Genomic DNA, 16,690 nt, shown 5'->3' on the forward strand with positions numbered 1-16,690 from the left:
CATCCCAGCGGACGCGTGCGGCGGTGTCCAGGCGGAATCGCCCACACCCGGCGTCCTCCGCAGAACGGCCGCACCGGGGGCTACCCGTCGGTAGCTCTTGCTGACAGGCTGTCTACGCAACGCCGCCATCGCACTCACGTTCCCGACAAGGAGCCCCATGTCCGCAACAGTCTCCTTCACGGCCCCCACCCAGTACGGTCCGCAGGACATCACCCTCTCCTACGCGCGTGTGGGCACCGGTGAACCGCTGCTCCTGCTGCACGGGATAGGTCACCACCGGCAGGCCTGGGACCCGGTGATCGACATCCTCGCGACCGAGCGGGAGGTGATAGCCGTGGACCTGCCCGGGTTCGGGGAGTCGTCCGCGCTGCCGCCGTCACTGCCGCACGACCTGCCGACGACCACCGCGGTGCTCGCCGCGTTCTGCGCGGCGCTGGGACTGGACCGGCCGCACGCGGCGGGCAACTCGCTGGGCGGCCTGCTGGCCCTGGAGATGGGCCGGGAGAGTCTGGTGCGGTCGGTGACGGCCCTGTCCCCGGCGGGATTCTGGAACCAGGCCGAGCGGCGCTACGCCTTCGGGGTGCTGACGGGGATGCGCCGCGCCGCCCGGAGCCTGCCCCTCCCCCTGGTCGAGCGTCTGTCCCGCACGGCGGTCGGCCGCACCGCGCTGACCAGCACGATCTACGCCCGCCCCGCCCGCCGCTCCCCCGAGGCCGTGGTCGCCGAGACGCTCGCGCTCGCGCACGCCGAGGGCTTCGCCGAGACCCTGCGGGCCGGACGGACGGTGCAGTTCACCGACGACCTCCCCGGTGTCCCCGTCACCGTGGCGTGGGGCAACCGGGACCGGCTGCTCCTGCCCCGCCAGGGCATCCGGGCCAAGCACATCATTCCGCGGGCCCGGCTGGTCCGGCTGCCCGGCTGCGGCCACGTCCCGATGAACGACGACCCGGCGCTGGTCGCCCGCGTCGTCCTGGACGGCAGCCGCGCCCGGGCGGCGAGCGCCTCGTCGGTCACCCCGTCCCACGCACCGGGGCCGCGCCCCCTCGGGGCCAAGCCCTCGTAAAGTGGCGGCGTTCGCGAAGAGCGATGCCCGGGGGACTGCTTTCATGACGCCAGTACCGACCGGTCCGGACGGCCGTCCGGACTCCGCCGGCCACACCGGCGACGCCATCGGTTCCGACGCCACCACCGTCACCGCGGTGGACGGCACCGCGGCCTGGGAGTTGCTGCTGCCCGCCGCTTCCGCACCGGCACGTACGCGCGGCCGGGCCCTGCAGGCCGCGCTGCGGGAGGCGGTCCGCTCGGGCAGGCTCACGCCGGGCACCCGCCTGCCGTCGAGCCGCGACCTCGCGACCGACCTCGGGGTGTCGCGGGGACTGATCACGGAGGTGTACGAACAGCTGACGGCCGAGGGGTACCTGCGCAGCGGGCGGGGCGCGGGAACCTGGGTCGGTGACGCGGTACGGGCCGCACTCCCCCGCGCGCGTGATCTCGCCCCGCGCTCCGGAGGCGACCGTGCCGGCTTCGTGCCGGGGACACCGGACCTGTCGCTGTTCCCCCGCGCGGCGTGGGGCGCCGCGCAGCGGAGCGTGCTGGCGGAGTTGCCGCACGAGGCCCTCGGCTACCCGGACCCGCGCGGGCTTCCCCGGCTGCGGACCGCGCTGGCCGAGCTGCTGACCCGGCGCCGGGGCGTGGTGGCGGACCCGGAGCGGCTCGTGGTCGTCTCCGGCGTGGCGCAGGCGACGGCGCTGCTCGCGAGCGTGCTCCACGCGCGCGGGGTGCGCACCGCCGGCGTCGAGTCCCCCGGCAGCCCGCAGCACGAGGCCCTGTACGCGGCGGCCGGCGTCGCCACCGTGCCGTTGCCCCTCGACGACGAGGGACTCGCCCTCGGCCCGCTGCACGAGTCGGGCGTCCGGGCCGTCGTGACGACGCCGGCCCACCAGTTCCCCACCGGCATCGCCTACTCCGCGCGGCGGCGCGCCGGACTGCTGGACTGGGCCCGGTCCGTGGACGGTCTCGTCCTGGAGGACGACTACGACGGCGACTTCCGCTACGACCGGGCTCCCGTGGGCGCGCTCCAGGGGCTCGATCCCGAACGCGTCGCCTATACGGGTTCGGTCAGCAAGTCCCTCGCCCCGGGGCTGCGGCTGGGATGGCTGCTGGTGCCGGAGTGGCTGGCGGACGACGTGGTCGAACGCAAACGCACCACCGACCTCGGGCATCCGGCCCTCGACCAGGCGCTCTTCGCCCGCTTCGTGGAGCGCGGCGAGTACGACCGCCAGCTGCGCCTGTGCCAACGTGCCTACCGGGAGCGGCGCGACGTGCTGGTCGCCGCCCTGGCGGAGCATTTCCCCGGCTCCCGTGTCTCCGGCATCGCCGCGGGGCTCCACGCCATCGCCACGCTCCCCGAGCGGTACGGCCCCGAGGAGCGCTTCCTCGCGCGCGTGGCGGAAGCCGGCGTCGCGGTGCGCTCGCTGGCCCAGTACGGGCACGGAGCGAGCGATGGGGCGGGGAAGGCCGTGCGCCTGGTGCTGGGGTACGCGCATCTGACGCCGGGACGGATCCGGACCGGGGTGGAGTGGATGGCGAAGGCGATGTGACCGGGCTCACCAGATGCCACACACGCGGGCGGGTGGTCGCGTGGCCGCCCGGGAGACCGCGCGGTGAGCGCCACGCACACACACGCGCGGACGGCCGGGACCGTCACCGGCGAGGAACAGGTCAGAGCGGCGCGCGCACACGCGCGCGGACGGCCGGTTGTTCACGCGGAGTTTCCGTGGTCGCCGCGCCGCACCAGTAGGTCTGGCTCTGCACACCGGCCCCCACACTGGCCGGATCCCGTCCCTGGAGGCGCATCCATGTCACACCGTCCGTTGCCCGGTCGCCGCAGCGTGCTGCGCGGCTCCCTCGCCGCGTCGGCGGCCCTGACCCTGCCCACCGCCCTCGGCGCCGCGCCTGCGTTCGCGCGCTCCGGGCGGCCGGGTGCGGGCTGGGGCGTGCAGACGGGGGACGTGACCTCCCACTCGGGTCTGGTGTGGGTACGCTCCGACCGGCCGGCCCGGATGATCGTCGAGACGTCCGCCACCGAGTCGTTCCGCAAACCGCGCAGATGGCACGGCCCGCTGCTGGGGGCGGACACGGACTTCACCGGCACGACCCGGCTGCGCGGCCTGCCGCCCGGCGAGCAGATCCACTACCGCGTGCTGCTCGCCGACCCTGACGACCCGCGCCGCACCGGCGAACCGGTGCCCGGCACCTTCCGCACGGTGCCGGTCCGCCGGCGCGAGTCGGTGCGCTTCGTGTGGTCCGGCGACCTGGCGGGCCAGGGCTGGGGCATCAACCCGGACCTCGGCGGCTACCGCATCTACGACGCCATGGGCGCCCTGGACCCGGACTTCTTCCTGTGCAGCGGCGACAACATCTACGCCGACGGCCCCATCGCCGCGACGGCCGAGCTGCCCGACGGCAGCACCTGGCGGAACATCACCACCGAGGAGAAGTCCAAGGTCGCCGAGACCCTCGCCGAGTTCCGCGGCAACTTCCGCTACAACCTGCTCGACGAGAACCTGCGGCGCTTCAACGCGCAGGTGCCGTCGATCATCCAGTGGGACGACCACGAGGTACGCAACAACTGGTACCCGGGTCAGACCATCGCGGAGACCGACAGCCGCTACACGGAGAAGAGCGTGGACGTCCTGGCCGCCCGGGCCCGGCGCGCGTTCGCCGAGTACTTCCCGATCTCCACCCTGCGCCCCGGCGCGCGGGAGGGCCGCGTGCACCGGGTGCTGCGCCAGGGCCCGCTGCTGGACGTGTTCGTGCTCGACATGCGCACGTACCGCAACGCCAACTCCCCCGGCGACGAGACGGTGGATCCGCAGGGAATCCTGGGCCGCGAGCAGCTGGAGTGGCTCAAGCGTGAGCTGTCGCGGTCGCGTGCGGTGTGGAAGGTCATCGCCGCCGACATGCCGATCGGCCTGGTCGTGCCCGACGGCGGCGAGGGGAAGGCGAACATCGAGGCGATCGCGCAGGGCGACCCCGGCGCGCCGCTCGGACGCGAGCTGCAGATCGCCGAGCTGCTGCGGTTCGTCAAGCACCGTCGTATCACCGGCACGGTGTGGCTGACGGCCGACGTGCACCACACGTCCGCCCAGCACTACCAGCCCTCGCGCGCCGCCTTCACCGACTTCGAGCCGTTCTGGGAGTTCGTGTCCGGGCCCCTCAACGCGGGAGCCTTCCCGGCCAGCGCCCTGGACGGCACCTTCGGCCCGGAGCGGGTGTTCGTAAAGGCGCCGACCGCCTCGAACGTCTCCCCCGCGGGCGGCTACCAGTTCTTCGGCGAGGTCGACATCGACGGTGACAGCGCCGAGATGACGGTGCGGCTGCGCGAGCAGGACGGCACGGTGCTGTTCACGAAGGTGCTCCAGCCGGGCCGGGTCGGCCAGTAGTCCCGTAGCCTGTCGAGTGTGCCGCGCGCCGGCGTCATCCCCCGGTGCGCGGCCCGCTTCCGCATGTGGCCCGCGCCGCCCAACTTCTCTGGCGGCGGGGCCGTTTCCACAGGTCGTACCGATTGTCAGTGGTCGCCTCTACGGTTTGTCGCGTGACGCGATCTTTGCAGGCCGTGGCCTACCGACGACCCTCCGTGCTGGAGTCCTCGGCGGGCGGACGACGCCTGGGGCTGGAGACGTCCGGCACGCCCACCGGGACCGCGACGCCCTGCTGAAGGCTCTCGAACCGGTGATCGCCCGCCGTTGGTGGGCCGACGGCGGGCGGCTCGACGGACGCCACTGGAGCGGCTGACCGTGGCGGCCGAGTGCGCCGAACGGACGGGGGCCCGGGGCGACCTGCCGCACCTGGCGGAGGCGGCGGACCGGCGCGGTGCGTCCCGGCTGGTGTCCCGGGCCAGGCGGCTGCGGAGCACGCTGACGGGGGAGGTCGCCGCCGCCTGACGCCACACCGCCGGAAAATGCAACGAAAGTCCGGGAAGCCTTCTTTACTCATCGGACACAGAGGGTTCGTGATCACGCAACACCGTTCCTTCACAGTGGCCGCATGGCTCGAGACATGTCTGATGTGACGAACGCCGTTGCCCGCCTCGTCGAGCACGGCCCCGCGGTGCCCGTCATGGTGCTGGCCTCGGTGGCCGCCCTGATCATCACGGCGGGCTTCCACGCCTGGTGGTCACGCCGCCACGGGCACGCCCCGCCGGTGGACGATACCGGCGCCCGGCCGCCGGCGTCAGCGGCGCCCGGGAACGGTGCCGGCATCGTCGAGGCCTCCGCCGCGACCGGCACCGACGCCGGCTCCGGTGCCGGTTCCGACGTCGCGGAGAGCGCGCTGTGGCGGATGCGGACGACGGTGCGCGACACGCCCGGCTCGCTGGCCGTGCTGTGCGCGGCCCTCGCCGAACGGCAGGTCGACATCCTGAGCCTTCAGACACACCCGTTGGCCGAGGGCACGGTGGACGAGTTCCTGCTCCGTGCCCCTGGCGGGCTGACGGCCTCGGAGCTGGCGGGCGTGGTGTCGGCGGCGGGCGGTGCCGACACGTGGACCGAGCGGGCGGACGCCCACGACCTGGTGGACGCACCGACCCGAGTGCTCGGTCTGGCCGCCCGGACGGCCCAGGACGCGGCGGAACTGCCTCTGGCACTGCGGCAGTTGCTCGGCCGCTGCACCATCCGGTCGCTTCCCGCGACGGTCGGCGCGGGTACGGCCGGTGACGTACCGCCGGAAGGTTCGCTGGAGGACACCGTGCTGCGGCTGCGGGCCCCGGAGGGCGGGCTGATCAGTGTGGAGCGGCCGTACCTGCCCTTCACCCCGGCCGAGTTCGCCCGGGCGCGGGCACTGGTCGAGCTGGACGCCCGGCTCGGTCCGCGCATCCCGCGCAGCCGGGACGTGCTGACGTTGCCCGAGGGGAGCGACATCACCGTCCGCCGGGCCGACACACGTGACGTCGCAGCGGCGAAGGCTATGCACGAGCGGTGCTCGGCTCGGACGCTCGGGATGCGGTACCACGGCCCGGTCGGGGACGTCGACCGGTATCTCGACCATCTGCTCAGCCCGCGTTTCGGCCGTACCCTCGCCGCGCAGACGGCGTCGGGACGGATCGTCGGGCTCGGTCACCTGCTGTGGGACGGCGACGAGACGGAGGTCGCGCTGCTGGTCGAGGACGCGTGGCAGCACCGGGGCATCGGTGGCGAACTCCTCGGCCGGCTCGTGGCCATGGCGGCCGAGACGGACTGCGAGCACGTGTACGCGGTGACGCAGGCGTCGAACACCGGCATGGTCGCCGCGATGCGCGGCCTGGGCCTCCCCCTCGACTACCAGATCGAGGAGGGGACCCTGGTCATCACGGCACGCCTGGACCCGGCGGCCCGGGCGGCGGCGCGGCCGCCGCGCGGAGAGCGGATCGGCAAGGACTGAGCCGGCGCCCTCAGTCGGTCCGCGCCAGCGCCTCCCGCAGCGGGACCGCCTCGGCGGCCCGCTCCCCGAGGGCCTGGTCCAGGTCGGCCCAGAGGTCGTCGACGTCCTCCAGGCCGACCGACAGCCGCAGCAGCCGGTCACCGACCCCGGCGTCCCGGCGGTCGTCGGCGTCCACGATGCGGTGGCTGATGGAAGCCGGGTGCTGGATGAGCGTGTCGACGCTGCCGAGACTGACGGCAGGGGTGATGAGGCGGACGCGGCCGATGACCTCGTGCGGGTCGCCGTGGACCTCGAAGGAGACCATCGCCCCGCCGACGCGCGGATAGTGCACGCGGGCCACGCGCGGATCGGCGGCGAGACGCTCGACGAGCGCGGCGGCGTTCGCGGCGGCGGCCCGCACCCGCACGGGCAGGGTGGACAGTCCGCGCAGCAGCAGGTAGCCGGCGAGCGGGTGCAGTACGCCGCCGGTGGCGAAACGGACCTGCCGCAGCCGGCCGGCGAGCTCCTCGTCGCAGGCCACCACACCGGCCAGCACGTCCCCGTGTCCGCCGAGGTACTTGGTGGCGCTGTGCAGCACCAGCCGTGCGCCGTGCTCGGCCGGCCGCTGGAGCACGGGGGTGGCGAAGGTGTTGTCCACGAGCAGCGGCACCGAGCCGCAGGCGTGGGCGACGGCCCGCAGGTCGACCTCGGCCAGCGTGGGATTGGCCGGCGACTCCACGAGCACCAGGCCGGTGTCCGGACGCAGGGCGTCCGCGATGCCCGCCGGGTCGGTCCAGGTGACCTCGGACCCCAGCAGGCCGGCGGTCAGCAGGTGGTCGCTGCAGCCGTACAGGGGCCGCACGGCGACGACGTGCCGCAGCCCCATCGAGGCCCTCACCAGCAGCACGGCGCTCAGCGCGGCCATGCCGCTGGCGAAGGCGACCGCGGCCTCAGTGCCCTCCAGCCGGGCCAGCGCCGTCTCGAAGCGGGCGACGGTCGGGTTGCCGAGGCGGCCGTAGACCGGCGGGCCGTCCGGGTCGGCGCCGGTGGTGGCGAACGCGTCGATACGGGCGGCCTCGCCGCGGCTGTCGTACGACGGATAGGTCGTGGACAGGTCGATGGGCGGGGCGTGCAGTCCCAGGGCCGCGAGATCGTCGCGACCGGCGTGCACGGCCTCGGTGGCCAGTGCCCTGCCCGTGGGTGCGGTGGAGCGTACGTCGTCGGACGGTGACCTGTGCGTGCGCGCGGAGTCCATGGACCGAAGAGTGAACACCGAACGGGTCACAGGGTCCGAGGACCGTGCTACGTTCGGCCAATGGCGGAATCTGTCGTACTGGACCCGGTGGATCTGCATCTGCTGCGGCTGTTGCAGAACGACGCCCGGACCACTTACCGCGATCTCGCCGCCCAGGTCGGGGTCGCCCCGTCGACCTGCCTGGACCGGGTGACCCGGCTGCGGCGGGCGGGGGTGATCCTCGGGCACCGGCTCGAACTCGACCCGGCGAGGCTCGGGCGCGGGCTCCAGGCACTGCTGTCGGTACAGGTGCGCCCGCACCGGCGTGAGCTGGTCGGACCGTTCGTGGAACGGATCCGGGCGCTCCCGGAGTCGCGCACCGTCTTCCACCTCACCGGCCCGGACGACTACCTGGTCCACGTGGCGGTCGCGGACATGACGGATCTGCAGCGGCTGGTCCTGGACGAGTTCACCTCCCGGCGGGAGGTGGCCCGCGTCGAGACGCGGCTGATCTTCCAGCAGTGGGAGTGCGGCCCCCTGCTGCCGCCCCCCGCGCCCGCCACCACGCCCTGAGCGAAATCCGGCCGCCCACCGCGGCGACCGGGCAGAGCGGGCTGACGCGGCACCGGTATCCGTATGAGGATGTCCGCATGTCAGAGACCAAGAGCCCGCTGCCCCGCGAGGTCGCCGACGCCTACGTCGACGAGCTCATCGCCCTCGACCCGGTCACCGGTACGTTCCTCGGCGTGGAGGAGTGTTCCAGCCGCCTGCCCGACCTCTCCCCCGCGGGTCAGGAGGCCCTCGCGGAGCTGGCGCGGGCCACGCTCGCCCGGCTGGACGAGGCGGAGCGCCGACCCGGCGGGGACAGCGACGTGGAGCGGCGCTGCGCCCGGCTGCTCCGGGAGCGGCTGACCGCCGAACTCGCCGTGCACGAGGCGGACGAGGGCCTGCGTTCGGTCGGCAATCTGGGCACCGTCGCGCATTCGGTGCGTGAGGTCTTCACGGTGACGCCGACGCAGACGGACGAGGACTGGGCGCGGATCGCCGAGCGGCTGCGCGCGGTGCCGGCGGCGCTCGGGGGCTACCGCGAGTCCCTGGCCCTGGGCCTGGAGCGCAAGCTGTACGCGTCGCCACGCCCGACCGCCACCTTCGTCGAGCAGCTCGGCGAGTGGGCGGACACGGGCGAGGGCCGGGGCTGGTTCGAGGACTTCGCGTCCGCCGGCCCCGACGCGCTGCGCGCGGAGCTGGACGAGGCGGCCCGGGAGGCGACCGCCGCCGTGGTGGAGCTGCGGGACTGGATGCGCGACGTGTACGCGCCGACCATCGAGGGTGCCCCGGACACGGTGGGCCGCGAGCGCTACGCCCGTTGGTCGCGCTACTACAACGGCACGGACCTGGACCTGGACGAGGCCTACGCGTACGGCTGGTCGGAGTACCACCGTCTGCTCGCCGAGATGAAGCAGGAGGCCGAGAAGATCCTTCCGGGCGCCGAGACGCCCTGGGTGGCGCTGGCGCACCTGGACGAGCACGGCAAGCACATCGAGGGCGTCGACGAGGTCCGCGACTGGCTGCAGGGCCTGATGGACCAGGCGATCGACGCGCTGGACGGCACCCACTTCGAACTCGCCGAGCGGGTGCGGAAGGTGGAGTCGCGGATCGCCCCGCCCGGCAGTGCGGCGGCCCCGTACTACACGCAGCCGTCGGAGGACTTCTCCCGCCCCGGCCGCACCTGGCTGCCGACGATGGGACAGACCCGCTTCCCGGTCTACGACCTGGTCTCGACCTGGTATCACGAGGGCGTCCCCGGTCACCACCTCCAGCTCGCCCAGTGGACGCACGTCGCCGAGGACCTGTCCCGCTACCAGGCCTCGGTCGGCATGGTCAGCGCCAACGCCGAGGGCTGGGCGCTGTACGCGGAGCGGCTGATGGACGAGCTGGGCTTCCTCACGGACGCGGAGCAGCGGCTCGGTTACCTGGACGCGCAGATGATGCGGGCCGCCCGGGTCATCGTGGACATCGGCATGCACCTGGAGCTGGAGATCCCGGCGGACTCGCCGTTCCACCCGGGTGAGCGCTGGACACCGGAGCTGGCGCAGGAGTTCTTCGGCGCGCACAGCAGCCGTCCGGCGGACTTCGTGGAGAGCGAACTGACCCGGTACCTGACGATCCCGGGCCAGGCGATCGGCTACAAGCTCGGCGAGCGGGCGTGGCTGCTGGGCCGGGAGAACGCCCGCAAGCGGCACGGTGACGCCTTCGACCCGAAGGCCTGGCACATGGCGGCGCTGTCCCAGGGGTCGCTGGGCCTGGACGACCTGGTGGACGAGCTGTCGCGGCTCTGAGCCGGGCCGCTCACCGCCGGAAACCGCCCTCCGAGTCGACGACCTGCCCGGTGACCCACTCCGCCTCGTCCGTGGCGAGCCACGCGACGAGGCGGGCCGGGTCGTCGGGCATGCCCCACCGCCCGGCGGGGAAGAGGGCGGCGATGGCGTCGTAGTCCTCACCGGTCATGTAGTCGGTGTCCACCGGCCCGGGGTTGACCGCGTTCACGGTCACCGCGTGCTCGGCGAGGGCCGTCGACAGGGTCCGCGTGATGGAGGCGAGCGCTCCCTTCTGCAGCGCGTAGGCGACCTCGCCGGGCATGCCCGACGCGATGTCCTGGCCGGAGGTCATCATCACGACGCGTCCGCCGGGCGTGCGGGGCGGCAGCGCGGCGCGGTGCCGGGCGAAGGCCTGGACGAGCAGCAGCACCGAGCGGGTGTCGACCTGCCAGTGGGCGTCGAGCATCGCGGCGTCGATCGTGTCGAGGGTGCCGTCGGAGCCGCTGAGGGCGTGGTTGGCGACCAGGACGTCCAGCCGCCCGCCGAGCGCTTCGGCGGCCGTGGCGAGGAGTTCGCCCGGTGCGGCGGGGTCGGCGAGGTCACCGGGGCCGGCCACCACGGTGGCGTCCGGGTCGCCGAGCGCGGCGCGCACGGAGGCGACGACGTCCTCCGTCCGGTCGGCGCCCCAGGGCATGGCGGCGTCGTGCGGGACGTGGTGGTGCAGGTAGACACTGGCCCCGTAGGCGGCGAGCCGCCGGGCCACGGCGTGGCCGATGCCGCCGCGTCGGCTGGCTCCGGTGACGAGGGCGGTGCGGCCGCGCAGGGGCAGGGGGTCGCGGCGCAGCTCTTCGGGGGTGGGGTGCGGAAGTCGTGGCATGGGCACCCATGATGGGCGGCGCACCGCCGGTACGCATGGCAATATTCCCGCGGCGCTGCGCGGCGCGCGGTCGGCTGCCTCGGCTACCGGTCGGCGAGGCGCCGCAGTTGTACGACGTTCAGCCAGGTCTCCGGTCCGGGGCGGACCTCCGCCGCCCGCACCGCGTACCGGCCGGGGTCGAGGGCGACCCGCACGTGATCCGCCCGGTCGCAGGCGGCGCCGGGCCAGGCCGCGTCGAAGAGGAGGACCGGCCCGGGCACGTGCCAGGACACCTCCGGCTCCCAGTCGGCCGTGTCGAGAGCGGCGGGGACGCCGGCCAGCGCCTCCTCCTCTGAGTCCGCGGCGCACCAGCGGACGAAGGTTCCGTGAGCGGCGAGATAGGCGGTGGAGGCGGGTTCGTCGCCGAGGACGAGGGCGGTGCGGTCGCCGACCGGGAGGAGCCCGACGTGGCCGTCGACCTCGCACGCCCGGTCGTAGTCGGAGGCGGCGTCCCCGCCGTCGGCGCCGGTCCAGAACGGCAGGACCGTCTCCGGGACCGCTATGAGCGGACCGCCGCCCGACTCCACCCATTGCACCGCGCCAGGCTCCGCGTATCGCACCATGCGGCAGAACCTACACGCCTGTCAGCAGCCGCAGTCGGCCGCGTCCACCGGGGCGGTCAGGGGGTCGGCGGAGCGGCGCGCGGTACCCCGCCGGGTCTCGTGCGCGAAGCCCTCGCGCGCCCAGTACTCGAAGCCGCCGAGCATCTCCTTGACCTGGTAGCCGAGTTCGGCGAGTGCGAGGGCGGCGCGGGTCGCGCCGTTGCAGCCGGGGCCCCAGCAGTACGTCACCACCGGCACGGCCCGGTCGAGGAGTCGGCCGGCCCGTTCGGGGACGAGCGCGGTGGGCAGGTGGACGGCGCCGGGGATGTGGCCCTGGTCCCAGGACTCGGTGGAGCGGGTGTCCACGAGGACGAACCCCGGGTCGCCGTCGGCCGCGAGGGCGCCGGCGACGTCGGAGACGTCGGCGTGGAAGGCGAGGCTCGCGCGGAAGTACGCGGCGGTCTCGGCGGGGGACGGCGGGGCGATGCGCAGGACGGGGTTCGTGGTGGTAGCGCTCAAGGTCCGGCCTTTCCTCGGTGGCTCTCCTGACCGCAAACCTATGGTCGGCGAGCGCGTCCCAGAAGGGAGATCCACCGGTTCATCTCGCGCATCCGCCGGGGATTCCCTGCTAATTTTTCCGGATGGCCACGGATTTCCCGGACGCCACCGACTGGCTCATCCTCGACGCCCTCCAGCGCAACGGGCGGGCCGGTTACGCGGAGTTGGCCCGTGCCGTCTCCATGTCCGCGAGCGCGGTGACCGAGCGGGTGCGGCGGATGGAGGAGGCGGGGATCATCCAGGGGTACTCGGCGGTCGTCGACCCGGAGCGGCTGGGGCTCCCGATCCTGGCCTTCGTGCGGCTGAGGTATCCGACCGGCAACTACAAGCCGTTCCACGACCTGGTGGCGGTCACTCCCGAGATCCTCGAGGCGCACCACGTGACGGGGGACGACTGCTTCGTCATCAAGGTCGCGGCCCGTTCCATGCGGCATCTGGAGGAGGTGTCCGGCCGGATCAGCGCGCTGGGATCGGTCACCACGAGCGTCGTCTACTCGTCACCGCTCCCCCGCCGGCCGCTGAGCCGCTGAGCCGCTGGGCCCGCTGCGCCCTTTCGCGGACGCCGGCCTTCAGCCGGTGCCCCGCTGCCGCAGCACCGACCCCGACCTCCCCTTCACGACCTCCAGTTGGGCGTGGATGCGGCGGCGCAGGTCGGCGACATGGCTGACGATGCCGACGCTGCGGTCCCGCTCGCGCAGTGCGTCGAGGACGTCGAGGACCTCGTCGAGGGTCTGGTCGTCGAGGCTGCCGAAGCCCTCGTCGATGAAGAGGGTGTCCAGGCGGACGCCGCCGGCCTCGTCCGTGACGACGTCGGCGAGACCGAGCGCGAGGGCGAGCGAGGCGAAGAACGTCTCGCCGCCGGACAGCGTGGCCGTGTCGCGCTCGCGGCCGGTCCAGGCGTCGACGACGTGCAGCCCGAGGCCGCTGCGACCGCGTCCGGTGCGGTCGTCGGAGTGGACGAGGGTGTAGCGGCCGGAGGACATGCGCTGAAGGCGCGCGGTCGCGGCGGCGGCGACCTGTTCGAGGCGGGCCGCCAGCACGTAGGACTCCAGGCGCATCCGGCGTTCGTTCTCCGCCGAGGTGCCCGCGGTGAGGGTGGCGAGGCGGGCGACGCGCTCGTGCTCCCGGCGCAGCGGGGCGATCCGGCGTACGGCCGCGGTGGCGCGGGCGGACAGCCGTTCCAGCTCGGCGCAGCGCCGGGCGGCGGCGTCACGGGCCGAGGCGGCCTCGCGCAGCCGCCGGCCGGCTTCGGCGGCGGTGCGTTCCGCCGCGGCCGGGTCGGCGGGCGGGCGCTGGGCCGCCGCGGCGGTGTCGGCCTCGGTGAGGACCGCGCGGACGGCGGCCTCCTCCGTGTCCCAGGCGTCGAGCCGGCGTTGCAGTTCGCGGTGGGCGGCGTCGTCGAGCCGGGCGGCGGCGGCTTCGCGCGGGGTGTCGAAGCCCGCGCGGAAGGCGGCGTCGGCCAGGCGGGCGTCGGCGTCCTTGAGCCGCTGTGCCGTGTCCTCGGCGACGCGGGAGGTGTCGGCGGCCTCGGTGAGGGACGCGGCCCGGCGCTCGAGCTGCGTGGCCCGGGCCGCCACGCTGCCGGCGGTGCCGCGGGCACGCACCAGTTCCTCCTCCAGCGCCGCCCGTTCCGTCTCCAGCCGTTCCCGGTTGGCGACCCGGGACGCGGCTCGGACGGCGGCCTGCTGCTGGGCGGCGACGCGCCGTTCGCGCTCCTGCTCCGCCCGGCGCAGCTCCTCCTGCGCGGCGTGCAGTCCGGAGGCCGTGGCCCGTGCAACCGCGTACAGCCGCTCCAGTTCCTCGGCCTGCTCGGCCAGTCGCGCGGTGGGCGCGTCCCCGGCCTCCGCGGTGGCTGCGGCCAGTGCCTCCCGTACGGTGCCCAGGCGCTGTTCGGCCTCCGCGCGGCACTGCTCGGCCTCCTGGTACGCGGCGAGCGCGCGCTCCTCCGCCTCGCGGTCGACGTGCCCGGCGATCTTCCGGGCGGGGGCCGGATGCTCGGTGGCCCCGCACACCGCGCACGGTGCGCCGTCGGTGAGGTCGGCGGCGAGTTCGGCGGCGATGCCGTTCAGCCGCTGTTCCTTGAGGTCGAGCCAGTGGGCGCGGGCCTCGACGGCTCGCTCGGCCGAGACGAGCGCCTGCCGCCCGGTCTCCTCCGCGTCCAGGGCGAACCGGTCCCGCTGCCGGGCGGCCTTCAGCCGGCGCTGGGCCGGGTCGCGCTGTACGGCGAGCTGTTCGGCGCGGGTCGCGGCCTCCTGGGCGTCCTTGACGCGTGCCTGGAGCCGCTCACGGGCCGTCTCCCACCCGGCCAGCCAGGCCTCCGCCTCGTGCAGGGTGTCCTCGTCGGCGCGTTCCCGGCGGTCCAGTTCGGCCCGCTCCTCGGTCAGCTCGACGAGGCGCTGTTCGGCCCGCCGGGCCGATTCGAGGCCGCCCAGTTCCTGCGCGGCCCGGCGCGCGGCGGCGGCGAGGCCCGCCGCGCCGGCGTCCGCGAGCTCCTGCGGCAGCCGGGCACGCGCGCGTGCCTCCGCGTCCGCCGCCCGCCGGTGTTCGGCATCGGCGGCGTCCCGCAGCTCCAGGGCCGGGGCCACCGCTTCGGCCTTCCGCCCCCGCTCCATGCGTTCCTGCGCCGCGCGGTGGGCGTCGGCCCGCTCGGCCAGCCGCGCCGCCCGCTCCCTCGCCTCCGCGAAGCGCCGCTGCAACCGGTCCAGTTCCCGTACGCCGGCCAGGTCGCGCTCGGCGGCGGCCTGGGCGGACTCGGCGGCGGTGAGCCGTCGGTCGGCGATGTCCAGCAGCTCCCGGGCCGTGCAGCGGGCGACGGCGGCGGCGGTGAGCACGGCCTCGGCCAGTCCCGGCTCGCCCGGGGCCAGCTCCGGCAACTCCATGGCGTCACCGGCGGCCTGCTGCATCCGGTGGGCGTCGGCCAGCAGGGCGGCGTCCCCCTCGCGCACCTGCGTCTCGGTCGCGCGGCGCCGCTCCGCGAGGCGCTTCTCGACCTCGGCGAAGCGCCGGGTGTCGAAGAGCCGGCCGAGCAGCTTGCCGCGGGCCTCCGCGTCGGCGCGCAGGAAGCGTGCGAAGTCGCCCTGCGGCAAGAGCACGACCTGGCAGAACTGCTCGCGGCTCATGCCGAGCAGCTGCGTGATCTCCTCGCCGATCTCCTGGTGGGAGCGGCTGAGGTCCTTCCAGGTGCCGGCGCCCGCGTCGTACTCGCGCAGCCAGGTCTGGGCCTTGTCCACGGTCGTGCCCTTGCCGCGCAGCTTGGGACGCTCCCAGGGCGGCTGCCGGGTGACCTCCAGCCGCCGTCCGGCGACGGTGAGTTCGAGGCGCACCTCGGTGCGCGTACGGACGTCGGCGTGGTCGCTGCGCAGGGCCGAGCCCTGACCGCTCTGGCGCGCGCCGGGCACCGAGCCGTACAGCGCGTAGCAGACGGCGTCCAGGACGGACGTCTTGCCGGCGCCGGTGGGTCCGTGGAGCAGGAAGAGCCCGGCCGCCGACAGGTCGTCGAAGTCGACGCTCTGCGATCCGCCGAAGGGCCCGAAGGCCGTGATGTCGAGCCGGTGGAGCCTCACCGGGCCTCCCGCAGGGTGTCGTCGGCGCGCACCGCGTCGAAGGCGTCCCGCAGTACGGTCCGTTCGTGTCGGTCGGGTCCGGCGCCGCGGACGTGGGTCACGAAGTCCTCGGCGATCTCCTGGTCGCCGCGGCCCGCGAGACGCCGCGCGTAGGACACCGCGGGGTCGTCCGGGGCGCGCTCGGGGTCGAAGACGAGACTCAGGGTGTGCGGGAAGCGTTCGGCCAGCCGGGCCATGGGGTCGGCCGGGCGGACCGGGTCGGTGAGGGTCGCCTCGACCCACGCGTCCTCGTGCGCGGCGAGCCCGGGGTCGGCGAGCAGGTCCTCCAGGGTGCCGCGCAGCCGGGCCAGCGGGCGGGGCACGGGGCAGTCGACGCGTTCGGCGGTGACCGAGCCGTCGGCGTCCAGGTCGACGAGCCACATGCTCTTGCGGTGCGCGGCCTCCGAGAAGGAGTACGGCAGCGGGGAGCCGGAGTAGCGGACGCGCTCGGTGAGGGTCTGGCAGCCGTGGAGGTGGCCGAGCGCCACGTAGTCGACGCCGTCGAAGACACCGGAGGGCACGGCGGCCACTCCGCCGACGGTGATGTCCCGCTCGCTGTCGCTCTGCTCGCCGCCGGTGACGAAGGCGTGCGCGAGGACGACGGAACGGGTGCCCGCCGGGCGCGTGGCGAGGTCGGCGCGGACCCGGTCCATGGCGGCCGCGAGCACGGCCTCGTGGCCCGCCTTCTCCACGCCGAACTCGGCTTTCACAAGGGCCGGTTCGAGGTAGGGCAGGCCGTAGAGGGCCACGTCGCCGTGCGCGTCGTGGAGCACCACCGGGGTCCCGCACCCCGCCGGGTCGGTGCGCAGGTGGATGCCGGCGCGGCCGATGAGCCCGGCTCCGACGCCGAGGCGGCGGGCCGAGTCGTGGTTCCCGGAGATCATCACCGTGGGCACGCCGAGGCCGGCGAGGCGGTGCAGCGCGTCGTCGAACAGCTCGACCGCGGCCAGCGGCGGCACCGCACGGTCGTACACGTCTCCCGACACGACCACGGCGTCGACGCCGCGCTCGCGCACGGTCCCGACGAGGTGATCGATGAACCCGGCCTGGGCACCGAGCATGCTCACCCGGTGGAACGCCCGGCCGAGATGCCAGTCGGAAGTGTGCAGCAATCTCATGAA

At 74.5% G+C, this 16,690-nt stretch carries 15 protein-coding genes; 9 read left to right on the forward strand and 6 right to left on the reverse strand.

What is annotated here, in order from left to right; all coding sequences use genetic code 11:
- The first annotated feature begins 157 nt into the window (after positions 1-157).
- From ACLIN4_RS05215 to ACLIN4_RS05240, 6 genes are all read left to right on the forward strand, one after another.
- A complete protein-coding gene (locus tag ACLIN4_RS05215) occupies positions 158-1,063 on the forward strand; it encodes an alpha/beta fold hydrolase (RefSeq protein ID WP_289907795.1) in 906 nt (301 codons plus the stop codon).
- A 43-nt stretch (positions 1,064-1,106) separates the two neighbouring features.
- The gene (locus ACLIN4_RS05220; RefSeq protein ID WP_411575539.1) at positions 1,107-2,600 is read left to right on the forward strand and encodes a PLP-dependent aminotransferase family protein; all 1,494 of its coding nucleotides are present in this window, start codon (positions 1,107-1,109) and stop codon (positions 2,598-2,600) included.
- A 258-nt stretch (positions 2,601-2,858) separates the two neighbouring features.
- Positions 2,859-4,445, forward strand: a complete 1,587-nt coding sequence (locus ACLIN4_RS05225; protein WP_289907797.1) for an alkaline phosphatase D family protein — start codon at positions 2,859-2,861, stop codon at positions 4,443-4,445.
- A 152-nt stretch (positions 4,446-4,597) separates the two neighbouring features.
- Positions 4,598-4,720, forward strand: coding sequence for a hypothetical protein (locus ACLIN4_RS05230; protein WP_257101830.1), 123 nt, complete (start codon positions 4,598-4,600; stop codon positions 4,718-4,720).
- Between the two features lie 79 nt (positions 4,721-4,799).
- Positions 4,800-4,946 (forward strand): hypothetical protein, encoded by a 147-nt coding sequence (locus ACLIN4_RS05235; RefSeq protein ID WP_290014529.1) that lies wholly within the window; start codon positions 4,800-4,802, stop codon positions 4,944-4,946.
- Positions 4,947-5,061: 115 nt separating this feature from the next.
- Positions 5,062-6,420, forward strand: a complete 1,359-nt coding sequence (locus tag ACLIN4_RS05240) for a GNAT family N-acetyltransferase (RefSeq protein ID WP_411575540.1) — start codon at positions 5,062-5,064, stop codon at positions 6,418-6,420.
- 10 nt (positions 6,421-6,430) lie between these two features.
- On the opposite strand, the gene ACLIN4_RS05245 is transcribed toward ACLIN4_RS05240, so the two are convergent.
- The gene (locus ACLIN4_RS05245) at positions 6,431-7,654 is read right to left on the reverse strand and encodes a trans-sulfuration enzyme family protein (RefSeq protein ID WP_107479634.1); all 1,224 of its coding nucleotides are present in this window, start codon (positions 7,652-7,654) and stop codon (positions 6,431-6,433) included.
- A gap of 60 nt (positions 7,655-7,714) precedes the next feature.
- On the opposite strand from ACLIN4_RS05245, the gene ACLIN4_RS05250 reads away from it, so the two are divergent.
- Both ACLIN4_RS05250 and ACLIN4_RS05255 read left to right on the forward strand, forming a co-directional pair.
- A complete protein-coding gene (locus ACLIN4_RS05250) occupies positions 7,715-8,206 on the forward strand; it encodes an Lrp/AsnC family transcriptional regulator (protein WP_382085894.1) in 492 nt (163 codons plus the stop codon).
- Positions 8,207-8,283: 77 nt separating this feature from the next.
- On the forward strand, positions 8,284-9,972 hold the full coding sequence (locus ACLIN4_RS05255; protein WP_107479633.1) for a DUF885 domain-containing protein: 1,689 nt from the start codon (positions 8,284-8,286) through the stop codon (positions 9,970-9,972).
- A 10-nt stretch (positions 9,973-9,982) separates the two neighbouring features.
- Here the strand turns inward: ACLIN4_RS05255 and ACLIN4_RS05260 are convergent, their stop codons facing one another.
- The 3 genes from ACLIN4_RS05260 to ACLIN4_RS05270 form a co-directional block, all read right to left on the reverse strand.
- Positions 9,983-10,828 (reverse strand): SDR family oxidoreductase, encoded by an 846-nt coding sequence (locus ACLIN4_RS05260; protein ID WP_289907799.1) that lies wholly within the window; start codon positions 10,826-10,828, stop codon positions 9,983-9,985.
- Between the two features lie 83 nt (positions 10,829-10,911).
- Complete coding sequence (locus ACLIN4_RS05265; protein WP_107479631.1) at positions 10,912-11,430, reverse strand: immunity 21 family protein; 519 nt, start codon at positions 11,428-11,430, stop codon at positions 10,912-10,914.
- A 21-nt stretch (positions 11,431-11,451) separates the two neighbouring features.
- Positions 11,452-11,928: a rhodanese-like domain-containing protein gene (locus ACLIN4_RS05270; RefSeq protein ID WP_107479630.1), complete on the reverse strand. Its 477-nt coding sequence runs from the start codon at positions 11,926-11,928 to the stop codon at positions 11,452-11,454.
- A 122-nt stretch (positions 11,929-12,050) separates the two neighbouring features.
- Here ACLIN4_RS05270 and ACLIN4_RS05275 point away from each other — a divergent pair, with 122 nt between their 5' ends.
- Positions 12,051-12,497, forward strand: a complete 447-nt coding sequence (locus ACLIN4_RS05275) for an Lrp/AsnC family transcriptional regulator (RefSeq protein WP_289907800.1) — start codon at positions 12,051-12,053, stop codon at positions 12,495-12,497.
- A 39-nt stretch (positions 12,498-12,536) separates the two neighbouring features.
- Here ACLIN4_RS05275 and ACLIN4_RS05280 read toward each other — a convergent pair whose 3' ends face one another.
- Together ACLIN4_RS05280 and ACLIN4_RS05285 are read right to left on the reverse strand one after the other, a co-directional pair.
- Positions 12,537-15,530: an AAA family ATPase gene (locus tag ACLIN4_RS05280; RefSeq protein WP_382085897.1), complete on the reverse strand. Its 2,994-nt coding sequence runs from the start codon at positions 15,528-15,530 to the stop codon at positions 12,537-12,539.
- Positions 15,527-16,687 (reverse strand): exonuclease SbcCD subunit D, encoded by a 1,161-nt coding sequence (locus ACLIN4_RS05285; protein WP_381914400.1) that lies wholly within the window; start codon positions 16,685-16,687, stop codon positions 15,527-15,529. Before ACLIN4_RS05285 ends, ACLIN4_RS05280 begins: the two co-directional genes overlap by 4 nt.
- Positions 16,688-16,690 lie beyond the last annotated feature (3 nt).

It is taken from the genome of Streptomyces mutabilis (assembly GCF_046628145.1).
In the GTDB taxonomy this organism is placed as follows: Bacteria; Actinomycetota; Actinomycetes; order Streptomycetales; family Streptomycetaceae; genus Streptomyces; species Streptomyces mutabilis.

Excerpts from the sequence above, each read along its gene's own strand:
- ACLIN4_RS05215 (WP_289907795.1), top strand. The coding sequence starts at position 158 with ATGTCCGCAACAGTCTCCTTCACGGCCCCCACCCAGTACGGTCCGCAG.
- ACLIN4_RS05220 (WP_411575539.1), top strand. The coding sequence starts at position 1,107 with ATGACGCCAGTACCGACCGGTCCGGACGGCCGTCCGGACTCCGCCGGC.
- ACLIN4_RS05225 (WP_289907797.1), top strand. The coding sequence starts at position 2,859 with ATGTCACACCGTCCGTTGCCCGGTCGCCGCAGCGTGCTGCGCGGCTCC.
- ACLIN4_RS05240 (WP_411575540.1), top strand. The coding sequence starts at position 5,062 with ATGTCTGATGTGACGAACGCCGTTGCCCGCCTCGTCGAGCACGGCCCC.
- ACLIN4_RS05245 (WP_107479634.1), bottom strand. The coding sequence starts at position 7,654 with ATGGACTCCGCGCGCACGCACAGGTCACCGTCCGACGACGTACGCTCC.
- ACLIN4_RS05250 (WP_382085894.1), top strand. The coding sequence starts at position 7,715 with ATGGCGGAATCTGTCGTACTGGACCCGGTGGATCTGCATCTGCTGCGG.
- ACLIN4_RS05255 (WP_107479633.1), top strand. The coding sequence starts at position 8,284 with ATGTCAGAGACCAAGAGCCCGCTGCCCCGCGAGGTCGCCGACGCCTAC.
- ACLIN4_RS05260 (WP_289907799.1), bottom strand. The coding sequence starts at position 10,828 with ATGCCACGACTTCCGCACCCCACCCCCGAAGAGCTGCGCCGCGACCCC.
- ACLIN4_RS05265 (WP_107479631.1), bottom strand. The coding sequence starts at position 11,430 with ATGGTGCGATACGCGGAGCCTGGCGCGGTGCAATGGGTGGAGTCGGGC.
- ACLIN4_RS05275 (WP_289907800.1), top strand. The coding sequence starts at position 12,051 with ATGGCCACGGATTTCCCGGACGCCACCGACTGGCTCATCCTCGACGCC.
- ACLIN4_RS05285 (WP_381914400.1), bottom strand. The coding sequence starts at position 16,687 with ATGAGATTGCTGCACACTTCCGACTGGCATCTCGGCCGGGCGTTCCAC.